Here is a 14230-nt window from a genome sequence, read left to right as displayed (position 1 = left end):
TTTCCCTCTTTTCTCTTTATAATCACTCATGGTGTTGTGTTAATCTAAACCATTATAAGCAGGATAAGCTGCTTCATTATGCTCTGCTAAGTCAAGTCCTACACCCTCAGCTTCCACACTTACACGTAGATCCCCAAAACATTTCATAACCTTTAAGATAATAAAGCTTACTACTACTGCAATAACGATTGTTACGACAATACTAAGAAGTTGTGCTCCAAATAATTTTGTTTCTCCATAAATAAGACCATTCCATTTAATGACATCTGGATTAATAGATTGGTGTGCAAAAATACCTGTTGCAATCCCCCCCCAAATACCACCTATACCATGGCAACCAAATGCATCCAATGCATCATCATAACCAAATTTACCTTTTACCTTTGACATAAAGAAGAAGCAAAGTGGACTTACTACAAGACCTATAATAATAGAAGCCCAAATAGGAACAAAGCCTGCACCTGGTGTAATGGCTACAAGTCCTATAACACCACCTGTTGCTGCACCTAATACCGTTACCTTTTTATAAACAATCTTCTCAACAATTAACCAAGAAATAAGTGCTGCTGCTGCTGAAGTATTGGTTGTAAGGAAAGCGTGAACCGCTAAAGGACTGGCAGATAAAGCACTACCTGCATTAAACCCAAACCAACCAAACCATAATAAACCTGCGCCTAAAACAACAAAAGGAATATTATGTGGTTTATAGGAAAGCATACCATAACCACGGCGTTTACCTAGAATGATACATGCTACTAAACCTGTTACACCTGAGCTAATGTGTACAACATTACCACCTGCAAAATCAAGTGCACCTAACTCTCTTAAGAAACCACCTGCACCCCAAACCATATGAGCTAATGGGTAATATACTAATAAAGACCATATACCTATAAAAATAACTAATCTAGAAAACTTCATACGTTCTGCCACAGCTCCGCAGATAAGAGCAGGTGTAATAATAGCAAACATCATTTGAAAAGCTGCAAATAAGGTTTCGGGAATCGTTCCTGAATAGTCACCATTGGGCTGCATCCCAACACCGTTAAAGAACAAATGATTAAGACCACCTAAAACACCTGCATGATCTGTTCCAAAAGATAGAGAATAGCCACAAATAATCCACATTAATGAAGCTAAACCACAAATAAAAAAACAAGATAAAAGTGTGTTTAAAGCATTTTTTCTTCTTACCATCCCAGCATAAAAGAAAGCAAGCCCTGGTGTCATTAAAAATACCAGTGCCGAGCAAATCATTATAAATCCTGTATCTCCTGCATTAATTTGTAAATCCATTTTTTCACCCTCCTACAATTTCAATTTTTTGAAACGCAAAAAGGCGACCTCGCATCATCATGATGCAAGATCGCCTTTGACCTTTATCAAGAATCATTCTAACATTCATTTTTTAAATTGCAATATACATTTCAGAATATTTATACGTTCTTAACATTCCTAAAAATATTGTTGAATTGTCTTTTTATTAAGACTTGCATTTTTAAATAAGAGGACTATAATGTAGGTATCAACTTTTAGAGCTGAAATCTTCATCAAAGGAGGTCCTTGTCTATGTCACATAAAAAGTCTATCAACAAACGTTTAGCGGCTAGCAGGGTTTCTACTGATGCAGCTAAAGAAGCTACTTCAAGTAAAACTAGCACACAATCAAAAGCCAAACATTAAAGTATTTTTACAAAATGAAAAGAACACACTGACTATTCTCAGTCAATGTGTTCTTTTCATTCTATGAGTGATAAGCATTCATTCAAAACTTCTTCTGAAATCTCTTCCTGCATCGTAACCTCACCTCTTTTTAATAAAGCTCTGTTTCCTTTATTAAAACAGATCTGTGTTAAGATTGTGAGATGCTCTGTATTAAAATCACGTTAAACTTATCTATAACAATGCTCATCTTAGCTGTAGCTATTTTTGCTCACAAAAATCAATGTTATGGATAAACACTGTCTTCTTTAATTGATTTATTGATCCATTTGGGCTGTAACTTCTTCCTTATCATTTAATTGCCTATATACATTAGCCATTGTAATATTCATATACGGAATAAGCCAAAGATACCCGATTCCCAAAGTTAAATTAGCAAGTATCCCCCTGCAAAGTATTTTTACCCCTTCTTTATATGTATTACGTATGTTCTGAAATTATTCCCCTCAATCAATAACAGTATTTTCCATCTATTTTCTTTGCTTCGCTATTAATTCACCGCTACTAAAAGATTGCCTTTGCAAAAAAACAGCTTAGGCGTTCACACTTAAAGCCTAAGCTGTTTTTACTTATTTTATAATACCCTTTGCCCTTAAATACGCACCTAACTTCTTATTTTCTACATGAGTAAAGGTTTCATTATAGTCTTTTGTACTATATTTAATAAGACCACACTCACGTGCACCACGTAAGGCCTCTCTTACCTCTTCACGAGATACCTTGGTGCGCCTTGAGATTTTTTCCATATTCTCACAACCTAAATAAAATGCTTTAAATACTGCCATTGTTTGATTAGTGTCCATTATTTTATCCTTTCAACTTCTGCGCCTCTGGCTTAAGCTCTATTCTATCTTAAATTCGCACAAATGAAAAGCTATTGATTTTTTCTCATCATTGCCATCTTATTTCTAAGAACCTCATAAGCTTCATTGACTTCTTCTATCTCGAGCACACTTGCTTCCATAGGGCACATACCATCGCCTTGTCGATTAATAATATAAGGGACTACTTTTTCATAGGTTACTATAATCTCTGTGTCTTTTAAAGCCCTTAGAGCATGCTCACTTATAATACTTGCATACAAACTATGAATTTGTGCTTTTTTATAAAGCATTGCCGCTGACTTACCTACTACTTTATCAGCTACAATAGCTCCTTTAAAGAACTGTTCATTTTTTTCTAACTGATTTAATATAGGTGAAATTCCCCTCTCTTTTGAAAGATAGCTTTCTTCTCCTATAAGTGCTATACAAGTAGAGTCTGTCTCCCTAAGAAGCTTTTTTGCCCTGTCTAATAATGTCACTTAATACGCCTCCTTTTTTTAAAGCCATAATAAGAACAGGAATACATACTACTTGAATGACTATCCCAGGTATACCTGTTATAATAGCCGTTCCTACCATCCCTATACTTAAACCTTTAACACCAAATAAGTAAATTGCCCCAACTATCATTAAGCCATAAACGATTCTTCCAACCAACATAGCACCTAATAAACTTATGTAAATACCAAATCTTCTTTTATAAAGACCTAATTGTTCAAATAACAGACCACTAATAGCTCCGTATGTAGCTAACTCTCCTATCATAAAAGGTAACCTTGCTATGGCCGGCATGCCTGTTGTCATGGTGCTAATGATGGGTGAAAGCATGCCTATTATTAAACCATAAAGCGGTCCTAATAAGAAACCTGCTATTAATACAGGAATATGCATAGGTAAAAAAACAGCTCCAGAGGCTGGAACACCTGTAAAGTGAAAAGCTTGAGGAACTAGAATCCCCATGGCCAATAGTAATCCTCCTGCTGCTAAACGTTTAACATTCATTTTTGTTCTCCCTTCATTTTGATCACCTTTTCCTTTTCCAGCACCTGCCATCTTTTTAAGGCTTCCACTTAGGATTTTCTAGGTCAATCATCACCTGTTCTAAATCTTTTCTAATGGCAATCTTTTGCGGACAATGCTGCTCGCATTTACCACATTTGATACACGCATCTGCTTTGGCTTTTCCTAAATTTCTCTCCCAATCCCAATTTACAGCCCAATAATTTCGATATATATGATAAGTATTCCACAGCTTAAAGTTAAAAGGAATATCTACCCCAGCTGGACATGGCATACAATAACGGCACCCTGTGCAACCATTTTGTACACGACTTCTTAAAATACCTACTATTTCATTAATTGCTTCTTTCTCTTTCTCTGTCATAGGCTTATAATTACAAAAAGTATTTAAATTATCCGCTACTTGTTCTGGCGTAGACATACCACTTAAAATCACTTTTACATTAGGATGACTTGCTACCCAACGAAGTGCAAAAGAAGAAATACTTGCTGTTTCATCCATAGCTGTAAAACGGGCATTAATATCGTCAGAGAAATTAGCTAGGCTACCACCCTTAATAGGCTCCATAATCACAAGTGGAATCCCAAGCTGCTCAGTTAAGGCATAGCCTTTTTCACCTGCTTGTTCTTCAGTGTCCATATAGTTGAGTTGAATTTGACAAAAGTCCCATTGACGATAAGTAGCAATTTCTTCAAATACTTCATAATCATCATGAAAAGAAAAGCCTAAATACTTGATTTTTCCTTCTCTTTGTAGCTGCTCGCAATATTCAATAATGCCATAATCTAATACTTTTTGCCAAGTTCCTTTATTAAGGGCATGGAGTAAATAAAAATCTATGTACGTTTTGTCTAACCTTTCTAACTGTTCTTCAAACAAGCGTTTTGCGTCTTCTACAGAATTAACTAACCACACAGGAAGCTTTGTCGCCAAATAATAGCTACTGCGTTCATATTCATTGAGGACTCTCCCTACAAAAGGCTCACTTGCACCATTATGATAAGGGTATGCTGTATCAATATAATTAACACCCTTTGCCATAGCTTCTTTAATCATATTCGTTGCTACTAATTCATCAATCTTTCCCTCATTCATTGGAAAGCGCATACAGCCAAATCCTAAAAGAGAAAGATCAATTCCTAGGTTTTTCATCTTTCTTGTTACCATCATAGATTCTGCCCCCTCTACTTACATCATGCTTTTTCTTATTACTTATCTATTGTATCATACAACTTTTAAATAAATACAATTAAGCAAAGTTTTTCTCTTTTAAAAAGCTAATAACCTTATAATCATGTTCATCTTAACTGAAACTACTTTTACCCACAAAAAAAGACAGTGTTATTAGTAAACACTGTCTTTTAAAATTGATTTATACTAATTACTCTTTTCATGTTTCCCATGTACACCTATTTTGTCACCATTAATTCTTCCTCTATCAGCATAGGTGGTAGGATCCATCTTTCTTAACTCGGAATTACTTTTTCCTCTATCTTTTACTCTATTTTTATTATTATCCATACTATGCTCTCCTTTTATTTTGCAGTACCATTTTCCTTAGATGAGCTTATACAAAAAGCTATCTCTTTTTATTATTAGAGAATGAAATGGAGTTTATTTATAATCTATGTTAGTATATTCTTCCATAGACTCCTTTTATATTCAAAAACTATTGAATATAAAGGTCTAATGATACTTTTTATAAAATCTTTCTTTTAATAAAACCATAAGCCCCCAAAATTATATACCGATTGTTTGCATTTCCTGATTAATCTTCTCCATTCTTTTTTCAAGGTCTATAACATGAGCCTTTGGAAGCCTAAGTTCACTTACAATTTTTCCATCTCTCATAAACATAATACGCTCTGCTCTTGCTGCCACCTTGGCATCATGTGTTACTAGCATAATGGCTGTTCCTTGTGCATTGATTTCCTCAAACATCTCCATAATCTCCTCAGCTGCCTTGGAATTTAAAGCTCCTGTAGGTTCATCTCCAAAAATAATTTTAGGATTACTCATAAATGCACGGCATATACCTGCACGTTGAAGCTGTCCACCTGAAACCTGGGTGATTTCTCGCCTCTCTAATGTCTTAATTCCTGCTTTTTCCATTAACCTTCTCGCCCTTTCAAGTATTTTTGCGGAATCTTTTTTATTTCCTTTCATAGCAGGCAGTATAATGTTATCCAATAAATTAAGATTTTTCAAGAAGGTAGGCTGTTGAAAAACAAAGCCCATCTTAGTAAGGCGCATATCCGCCAGTTCATTTTGATTAAGCTTTGATAAATCCCTTTTATCAAAAACAACCTTACCGCTATCAAAGGTGTCCATGTAACTTAGGGCATACATCAGTGTTGATTTACCTGAGCCCGATGGCCCCATTACTGCCACAAATTCTCCTTCATAGATTTGAATGGAAACATCATTTAAAACCGTATGCTTTTCCTCTCCTTCACCAAAAGTTTTTACTATCTTTTCACCGTTCATTATCTTTTCCATAAGCTACTCCTTTATATTCTCAGATATTTTCGTATTTTTCACATCTGATGTCCCTATTATTGTGGCAATAAGTATAGTACCTATCATCATTAACGGACAAAGTAGATACGCTGAAACAGGATCAACTACAAACCTAAAAGAAGTTGCACCAAAGGTAGCAATAACTGCCCCTGCAAGGACTCCTCCTAATGTATTTGCTAAAAGCATTCCAAGTACAATACCTATAATCATTACAATCATTGAACGAGTCATATACTGAGTTTCTATATCCTTACTTGTCAATCCAAAAGCTTTCATCACAGCAGTCTCATAGCGATCTTTTATTACTAGCATTTTCATAAATAAAAGTGTCACAAGTCCTGATATCATCAATGCCACAAGGATAGATACAGATGAAGCTTTTCCTACTGCCTCTATAGTCGATCCCATAGTTTGAGTAATATAATCATCCACACTTGACACCTTTGCGAACCTCAGTTGATTTTTATAATCTAAAATCTTACTTGCTACAATTGAATTATCCGAAAATTCCACGCAGATAATACTCCACATTATATCAGTTGACGTATCCTTAAAAACTGCTTTTGCCGTTTTACCCCCGTTGGTAATGTCCGAATAAATACCACATACATTAAGCTGCTTCTCCTTACCGTCTATTATTAAGGTAATAACCTCCCCAACCTTTTTCCCTAATTCATCTGCCTGAATTGATGAAAGGGCTATTTCCTCTTCTACTATAGGCGCTCTCCCTTTAGCATAATTAATCGGAAATACCGACTGATTACCAAATTCAATTTTTAATCTTTCCTCCGTACCATCCTCTAGCTTCACAGTAAAAGCTTTAGTGGTCAGTACCACATATTTTGAAATAGTACTGTCACTAGCCATTACCTTTACCACTTCATTAACTTTTTCTGAAATATTATCAGTCTGCTGAATATCTATACGCATATCACAGCTACCGGTTCCCATAAAAGTAATAAAGCTTTTAGAAGAAAGCGTATGGTACATATTTTTAGGAACAATCATGATAAAAGCGGAAATCATAATGACTACTAACATAGTTCTATAAAGCTTTTTACGGCTAAGGACATCTTGAATCCCAAGAAAAACATTGGTACTAAGAAATCTATTACTACTCAAGCAAAAATGCTTTGTGCCTTTAGTCTTTTCTTGTGCCATGCCAAAACGGATAGCCTCAGCTGGTGATATTTTTTTAAACCGCCTTAATACACCATTGACATAAACAATTATTGCTAGGGCTACAAGAACAACACTCATTCCTCCAAAAAGTGGTGCTAAATACCCCTTTTGACTTTCTCCCATAGAAAGCCGAATATTTTCAAGTAACGCTCTTCTAAAAAAAAGTGAAAGCACAAATCCCAAAATGCAACCTACTCCCCCAAGGGCAGCATATTTTGCAAGGTAAATTTTTTTAATTTCTGAAATACGTAGTCCTATGGCTTTCATTACTCCTATTTCTTCATAGTCTTCTTCAATTTTTGCAAGTAGTGTAAATCGGATACACATTAATGAAACAGCAACCACTAATACACTTACAAGAAGAATCACTGCAATCATTAATCCATCCGAAAGCGCATTAATCATCTTAAAAAGTGGATAAGTAATTGTAGGGCCATTAGCTTCAAGCTTGGCCATAGTATAAGCCTTTTCAAATTCACCCAGCCTTTCTAAGTCCTTTAAGCGAAACTCTACTAGATACTCTGATTTTCCAACGGCCTTAAGTTCCTTAAAGTCCTCTTCACTAACAAGAAATCTTTTTGAAGAAGCTTGCAAGGAATTCATTTGTGAGTCTCTTAAAAAACCTGCTACTATTAATGCCTTTCCTCCTATGAGGGCCTTATCACCTATCTTTGCTAGACCATCCTTTCTATAACATAGTGGGACATAAAGCTCTCCCTCTTGGGGATGAATCACTTCTCCATTAAGGTCAAGAAGGTAATCAAATGTTTTACTTTGAATGCAGAAACCATTATCTTGAACATTATCTACTAATGAATCTTCCCCAATGATAATATCGCTGCTATCAACATTGAGAAACTCTAAGATTTGAAAAGCCTCCACATTACTGTTTTGATGAGCAAAACTGGTTAATCGCTTAACATTAATCGTTCCTGAATGCATCTGTAAAAAGTGAGGCGTCTTAGCTGTTGTCATTAAGGTTTCTATTGAACCAGAAAGATTCACAATAAGTATTGCCGCAAGTGAAACGAGCATGGCTGCTGCTGCAATAAAAACAATGGTTATTAGTGTAATCAGCTTGCTTTTTAAAAAATCATTTTTAATTATTTTGTAGTACATAAGTCACCTCTTTTTTCAAGGTTCTTGACTGATTTAAGTTGATATAAAATAACTGCCGCTATACTTAATAATAAACCGGCAATAATAATCAGTAGCCCCGTTCCTCTACCACTGCCTATACCAATGATTTTCCCTATACTATTAGCCAGAGGACCCTCTTCTACTAAAAGTGGTGTAAAGACGTAGTCTGCCAGTACTCCCGAAACAGCATAAGCTGCCACAAAACCAAGCTGTGAAATAACACCTATAAGTGCCCATGCTCTTCCTTGAACTGCATTATCCATATTGGTACGTACTAGATAATCTAAACTAGAGTTAGCAAGCGGCATCATAGCAAAAAATAAAAAGCCTGTTATGCTCATTAGCAAAATATTTTCCCGAAACCCAAAACCTGCCATAAAAACTCCCTCTAAAAATAATGCAAGTGAAAGGATTTTTACATAGCCCTTTTTAATAGGAATGATGCCTACAACTATACTTGTTACCAGCATTCCCATAGCAACTACTGTTTGAAGTGTTCCTACCATGGCACTGGTTGTAAAAGCTAGCGCCATGGGCATAGCTAGTGTTTGTATAAAACCCATAAAAAAAGTCATAACTGAAGTCGTGATAACTAAAACGAGAACTCCTCTATTCTTAGAAACAGTAATCCATCCATCTTTCAATTCTTTCTTAAAAGACATGGCACTTTCTGCTTTCTTTGAAATAAGTCCTTTACGTACTACAAGAGTTGAGGTGACCGTTACAAAGAACGTACAAATATCAAGGATGATTAAGAGCTTAATATCTGAAATAGAAAGTAAAAATCCTGCTAAAGCAGGTGATATGAGATATTTTGCATTGCTTGCTATCTGAGCAAGACCACTTGCCCTAGTGTATTCTTCTGCCGTGAGTAAATCGGTAATAGTTGCCTTATAAGCAGGTTCTAATAAAGAAGTAAATATCGAGCTAATGGTAACTCCTACACAAATCTGCCAAAGCTGTGTCTTTCCGAAAAGCATACAAAGTAGGATAAACACAAGGCCTATAACAGAAAAGCTATCCCCTATTACCATTAGAAGCCTACGATCATAACGGTCTGCAAATACACCTGCTATTGGAGCTAATAGTAAAGATGGCAAAAAAGCAAGTAAGGTAACAAGTGCCATAGCAGATGCTCTGCCTGTCTGCTGAAATACATACACCCCAAGTCCAAAAGAAGTCAGCCCACTTCCTATGGCTGAAATAAATTCCCCTCCCCAAAGCAAAAGAAACTTTTTAAATGGTTTTCCTGTATTATTCATCATCAATTCCCCTTTTCATTTCCAAACACCTGTAATACTTTCATTAAACTACCACTTTCGGCACCAAATAGTCTTTCTACGTTAAAAACAAAACCTTGCATGCGTGAATAACGTTCTACATCTGACATTTCTACTAAATCTCCATCAAAAATAGTACTGGCATAGACAACGACCATCTCCATACATTCATAAGGAAATGGTGTATTAAATACTCCTTCTTCAATGCCTTCACGAACAATAGCTGTTAAAATTGGAGTAATACCATTAATAATAGCTCTTTGTATTTTTTGATGCATCAAGGCATTCTGTGGTTTATGAATATGCTCTACAATTTCCTGCCCACCTTGATTGGTTATATTAAGTGCCATCACAACGCGAATAATCCGTTCATCTACTGGTATCCTTTGATCCTCAGCAATAACCTTGGCTGCTGCTAGAAGCCTATTATTATACCTTTCAATAAGTGCATCCATAATATGCTCTTTTGACTTGAAGTGATAATAAAGTGTTCCTCTGGCAATGCCTACTTTTTCAAGAATATCGTTGGTACTTGTGGCATCAAAGCCTTTTTTTTCAAACAGCTCACTTGCCACATCCAGTATTTCATTCCTACGTTCTTCTGCATCTTTTACATCCCTCATCTTATATTCCCCTTTCTAGACCGACTGTCTGTCGGTTATATAATATTCTTATATTTTAAAATTGTCAATATGTTTTCAAACAATTTTAAACCGTAAAAAAGCTCTAAAAAGAATACAATACCAAATTGTGTTCTTTTTAGAGCTATATGTTTTATTCAACACCAAAAGTCTTTTAAAACACTTATCCTAACTATAAGTTATCTATTACTTTTTTCTAGATTTTGACAGGTTTGATGTAAAAACATTCTATCCTTAGTTTCTAACTGTTCTTTATTAATAAAAAACGTTAAATGTCTATAAATTGAAATAAATGCTACAGCCTAACCATCCTTACATAATAGATAACGAATAATACACTATTATTGTATTACTCCTTTACCTGGTTCCAACTTATTAGTTGATAAACTATAAATACCACTAGAACTGGTACAACCCATGGAAATCCCATGCTACTTAAAGGAATAAGTCTAATTACTTTTTGTAACGGCATAATCCCTAATGTTTGCCCCATAACATCAAATAAAGATATGGCTAGGGTTGTATAAACCGCTATTTGATAAACTCTATCACTAGCAATCCATTGGTCTACAAATGTAAGTCCTATAAGTACAATAATAACAGGATAAAGAATTTTAAGCACTGGTAGTGTAATCCCTACGATTCGATCTACTCCCATAAGTGCTATGCCCATACTTACAATCGAAATTAAAATAGCCCCTAACCAATAAGGTAATTTCCCCTTTGTTAAATCTGAAAAATACTCTGCTCCTGTAGCAGTTAACCCTATAGAGGTTGTTAAACACGCTAAAGATACTGATATTGCAAGAAAAACAGATCCCGTTTCACCTAGAATTTGATGTGCAAGCGATACAACTAAAGCTGTTTTTTCTATTGTTCCTTTCATATGACCTGTATACATCCCCAGGTACATCAATCCTCCATAGATAATGCCCAGGCCAATGATAGCTACTAAAGAAGATTTTAATGTAAGTGTTATAATCTCCTTAGGCTCATTATAACCTTTGGATTTAATCGTATGAACTATCATACCACCAAAGCACACTGCTGCAAGAGCATCCATGGTCTGATACCCTTCTATTAAAGAGTCTGCAAATACATTATCTAAAGTTGTTTCTGTTACTGGCCCTAAAGGTGATATACTCCCTCTAACAATTAGTGTCACTAAAGTAACTAATAAAATCGGTGTTAAAAACTTACCTATTAAATCCACAATAGATATAGGACTAATAACAAGGAAGGTATTTATTAGAAAATATATACCAATAATTGCTACAGGATTGATATTTTCAAAAAAAGGTTTAATCCCTATCTCATAGGTTGTTGCAGCTGTTCTTGGAATAGCAAAAAAAGGGCCTATAGTTAGCATAAGTGATGTGATTAAAATTGCAGAGAACAAACTACTTACATGGTTTCCTACAACCCTGAAATCCCCTCCAACTTTAGCTGTTGCCATAACACCTAATAGAGGAAGCCCTACGCCCATAATCATAAATCCAATTAATCCTATCCAGTACTGATCACCTACCATACGCCCAAGGTAGGGTGGAAAAATAAGATTACCTGAGCCAAAAAACATTGCAAACAATGCAAATCCAATAATTATCATGTCTTTTATACTTGTGTCTTTTTTCATGTTGAATCTCCTGTCCATTATTTATGTAACCTACAGATTGTATTTTAATCTATTTTACTGTGTAAATATAGTCTCAAAAAGTTTAACGCCAATTAAAAAATATTATTTACCTTCTTCTATTATTTTAGTCATAAAGGTATAGCTTACTATTTACTGACACCTTCTCGGGCTACAACGACCATGTAAAAAAGAGCCAAATGACATCTATCATTTGACTCTTCTTTGCATTCCAGCATCTCATTATTCTTTTTGATTTATTCTATAGCAAAAAAGGCATAGCCGTAATCCCTCAGCATGCCCTGCACTTAAAAAAGTAATCTGATATGTTATAGAATTGAATTCCACATTAATTATCTGACCGCTGTCACTCTTGGTAAAAGCCAAGGTCAATTCCTTTCTTGATTACTATTTAAGACGAACCATTCTCTTTAAACAATAACCAATATCCTCTACTTCTTCCCGATTAAGAACAACACCTTCATCTGGTCTTTCATTAAGTTTGAAAACAATGGCTATTTGTCCCACCTCTTGATGAAATTGAATTCGGTTCATCATTATAGGCTGCTCTAATAATTCTCTCATAATAGTTGCTGTTGCTTCATGACCAATAGCTGATATAAATCCATAAGTTTGTAAAAGTTCTCTAGCTGTATCAGTATCAATGTCTGATATTTCATAAAGTCCATTTGTTGTTGCTACAGTTCCATTAAATAAGGCTATAGGCCACGTATTTTCTTTCACCCACTATCTCCCCCCCTAAAAATCTTCCGTTTTTATGAAGTTTAAAACTTTTATCTTGTATATTATTCATACCTTTTCTTATTATTATACTTTCTTCTTAGTTCATTCCAGTCAATGTATCGTCATTTTATAGTCTCATTATATCACAATTCATCATAAAAATAGAAAACTTTCATTTATCTCATATGAAGTTACCTCATTTAATGCAAGAAAAGCTACATCATTAATCATTTGTGGATCTATATTAAATAAGTAGACACAATTTGATATTAGTGATTATATTAAAGTAGACACAAAAGGAGGTGCCCACATGGCAACTAAACAAACTCGTTATGATGAAGATTTTAAAAAATCAATCGTTGCACTTTATCATAATGGCAAAACTCAGACTTCTCTCTGCCAAGAATATGATATTTCACAGACTTCTCTCTGCCAAGAATATGATATTTCACAGACTTCTCTCGCTAAATGGATTAAACAATATTCTACTGTTGAGACCGATGATGGCAAAGTCCTAACTGCTAAACAAATTAAAGAAATGCAAAAAAGAATGGCTCAACTTGAGGAGGAAAACCTCATATTTAAAAAGCGATTGCCATATTCACGCCACACTCTCTGAGCGACTAGATGCTGTTTATAAACTACGCTTTCAGCATGATATCAAAACCCTTTGTCGTGTACTAAACGTAAATCTCAGCACTTACTATAAGCACTTCAACTCTGAATCTGCTCCAAGAGTAAGGGAAAACCTAAATATCAAACGTGTCATTCTTCAGATTTATTCTGACTATGATAAATGTCTTGGTGCTTATAAAATCACATATATCCTCAGTCGTGATTATGGTATAAACATCAGCGTGGGACGAGTGTACCGACTGATGCAATCAATTCTCTTCCTAAAATGTCTACAGATAAACCTTGTAGAGTAAAACATCACGATCAGGGAGAATGCGATAATCACCTCCATCAGGAATTTAACCAAAAGGCTCCAAATCTTGTCTGGGCTAGTGATTTCACTTACATAAAAGTTAATGGTAAATGGTATTATCTTTGCATTGTCATGGGCTTGTTTTCTAGAAAAATCATTGGTTGGCACATAGCTAGCAACCACGATGTTACCTTAACAATGTCAGCTTTTAATAAGGCTTATAAAAGCCGTCATGTTCAGTATGGCCTCATATTTCACTCTGACCAGGGATCTGAGTATACTGCTTTTGCATTTAGAAATCTCTTAGATTCCTATAATGTTGTGCAGTCATTTTCTAAAAAAGGATACCCTTTCGATAATGCTTGTTGTGAAAGTTTTTTCAAATATCTCAAAAAGAATCGCACCAATCGCAGAAACTATCATACCTTAGAGGAACTTCGACTAGATATTTTCGAGTACATTGAAAATCTATATAACAATCGTCTTCCCCACGGTGCGATTGGATATAAAATGCCAAATGAGTTAGAAGCAGAATACTGGGATCAGCACGCATAATTGTTGATCTCAACAAATTTTTTCGTTACAAATCGTGTCC

The 14230-nt window shown here is 35.1% G+C and carries 12 protein-coding genes and 1 pseudogene; 1 reads left to right on the top strand and 12 read right to left on the bottom strand.

The window, feature by feature from the left end:
- Positions 1 to 39 precede the first annotated feature (39 nt).
- The 12 genes from EKH84_RS10175 to EKH84_RS10125 all read right to left on the bottom strand — a co-directional run bounded on the left by EKH84_RS10175 (position 40) and on the right by EKH84_RS10125 (position 12707).
- On the bottom strand, positions 40 to 1296 hold the full coding sequence (locus EKH84_RS10175) for an ammonium transporter (protein ID WP_127066198.1): 1257 nt from the start codon (positions 1294 to 1296) through the stop codon (positions 40 to 42).
- Between the two features lie 995 nt (positions 1297 to 2291).
- Positions 2292 to 2525: a hypothetical protein gene (locus EKH84_RS10170; protein WP_127066197.1), complete on the bottom strand. Its 234-nt coding sequence runs from the start codon at positions 2523 to 2525 to the stop codon at positions 2292 to 2294.
- A 71-nt stretch (positions 2526 to 2596) separates the two neighbouring features.
- Positions 2597 to 3025, bottom strand: coding sequence for a DUF1893 domain-containing protein (locus tag EKH84_RS10165; RefSeq protein ID WP_127066196.1), 429 nt, complete (start codon positions 3023 to 3025; stop codon positions 2597 to 2599).
- Positions 2991 to 3599, bottom strand: a complete 609-nt coding sequence (locus EKH84_RS10160; protein WP_243118659.1) for an ECF transporter S component — start codon at positions 3597 to 3599, stop codon at positions 2991 to 2993. The genes EKH84_RS10165 and EKH84_RS10160 overlap by 35 nt, the downstream gene beginning before the upstream one ends.
- A gap of 4 nt (positions 3600 to 3603) precedes the next feature.
- Positions 3604 to 4734 (bottom strand): aldo/keto reductase, encoded by a 1131-nt coding sequence (locus EKH84_RS10155; protein ID WP_127068036.1) that lies wholly within the window; start codon positions 4732 to 4734, stop codon positions 3604 to 3606.
- 210 nt (positions 4735 to 4944) lie between these two features.
- Positions 4945 to 5088 (bottom strand): hypothetical protein, encoded by a 144-nt coding sequence (locus tag EKH84_RS22035; RefSeq protein WP_190283569.1) that lies wholly within the window; start codon positions 5086 to 5088, stop codon positions 4945 to 4947.
- A 219-nt stretch (positions 5089 to 5307) separates the two neighbouring features.
- Entirely contained in the window at positions 5308 to 6066 is a 759-nt protein-coding gene (locus EKH84_RS10150; RefSeq protein ID WP_127066195.1) for an ABC transporter ATP-binding protein, read from the bottom strand.
- Between the two features lie 3 nt (positions 6067 to 6069).
- Positions 6070 to 8388: an ABC transporter permease gene (locus EKH84_RS10145; protein WP_127066194.1), complete on the bottom strand. Its 2319-nt coding sequence runs from the start codon at positions 8386 to 8388 to the stop codon at positions 6070 to 6072.
- Positions 8373 to 9671 (bottom strand): MFS transporter, encoded by a 1299-nt coding sequence (locus tag EKH84_RS10140; RefSeq protein ID WP_127066193.1) that lies wholly within the window; start codon positions 9669 to 9671, stop codon positions 8373 to 8375. The genes EKH84_RS10145 and EKH84_RS10140 overlap by 16 nt, the downstream gene beginning before the upstream one ends.
- A gap of 2 nt (positions 9672 to 9673) precedes the next feature.
- Positions 9674 to 10312, bottom strand: coding sequence for a TetR/AcrR family transcriptional regulator (locus EKH84_RS10135; RefSeq protein ID WP_127066192.1), 639 nt, complete (start codon positions 10310 to 10312; stop codon positions 9674 to 9676).
- 367 nt (positions 10313 to 10679) lie between these two features.
- Positions 10680 to 11966, bottom strand: a complete 1287-nt coding sequence (gene brnQ / locus EKH84_RS10130; RefSeq protein ID WP_127066191.1) for a branched-chain amino acid transport system II carrier protein — start codon at positions 11964 to 11966, stop codon at positions 10680 to 10682.
- Between the two features lie 405 nt (positions 11967 to 12371).
- Positions 12372 to 12707: a YddF family protein gene (locus EKH84_RS10125; protein WP_127066190.1), complete on the bottom strand. Its 336-nt coding sequence runs from the start codon at positions 12705 to 12707 to the stop codon at positions 12372 to 12374.
- 310 nt (positions 12708 to 13017) lie between these two features.
- On the opposite strand from EKH84_RS10125, the pseudogene EKH84_RS10120 reads away from it, so the two are divergent.
- Positions 13018 to 14190: pseudogene (locus tag EKH84_RS10120) on the top strand (IS3 family transposase).
- The last annotated feature ends 40 nt before the right edge of the window (positions 14191 to 14230 follow it).

Origin of the sequence: Cellulosilyticum sp. WCF-2, assembly GCF_003990395.1 — a bacterium.
GTDB classification, from domain to species: domain Bacteria; phylum Bacillota; class Clostridia; order Lachnospirales; family Cellulosilyticaceae; genus Cellulosilyticum; species Cellulosilyticum lentocellum.
The sequence above is the reverse complement of the archived record's forward strand: the minus strand, read 5'-3'. Positions and strand labels throughout refer to the sequence as shown.

Coding starts and splice junctions, on each gene's coding strand:
- EKH84_RS10175 (WP_127066198.1), bottom strand. CDS start 1,296: ATGGATTTACAAATTAATGCAGGAGATACAGGATTTATAATGATTTGC.
- EKH84_RS10170 (WP_127066197.1), bottom strand. CDS start 2,525: ATGGACACTAATCAAACAATGGCAGTATTTAAAGCATTTTATTTAGGT.
- EKH84_RS10160 (WP_243118659.1), bottom strand. CDS start 3,599: ATGGCAGGTGCTGGAAAAGGAAAAGGTGATCAAAATGAAGGGAGAACA.
- EKH84_RS10155 (WP_127068036.1), bottom strand. CDS start 4,734: ATGGTAACAAGAAAGATGAAAAACCTAGGAATTGATCTTTCTCTTTTA.
- EKH84_RS22035 (WP_190283569.1), bottom strand. CDS start 5,088: ATGGATAATAATAAAAATAGAGTAAAAGATAGAGGAAAAAGTAATTCC.
- EKH84_RS10150 (WP_127066195.1), bottom strand. CDS start 6,066: ATGGAAAAGATAATGAACGGTGAAAAGATAGTAAAAACTTTTGGTGAA.
- EKH84_RS10145 (WP_127066194.1), bottom strand. CDS start 8,388: ATGTACTACAAAATAATTAAAAATGATTTTTTAAAAAGCAAGCTGATT.
- EKH84_RS10140 (WP_127066193.1), bottom strand. CDS start 9,671: ATGAATAATACAGGAAAACCATTTAAAAAGTTTCTTTTGCTTTGGGGA.
- EKH84_RS10135 (WP_127066192.1), bottom strand. CDS start 10,312: ATGAGGGATGTAAAAGATGCAGAAGAACGTAGGAATGAAATACTGGAT.
- brnQ (WP_127066191.1), bottom strand. CDS start 11,966: ATGAAAAAAGACACAAGTATAAAAGACATGATAATTATTGGATTTGCA.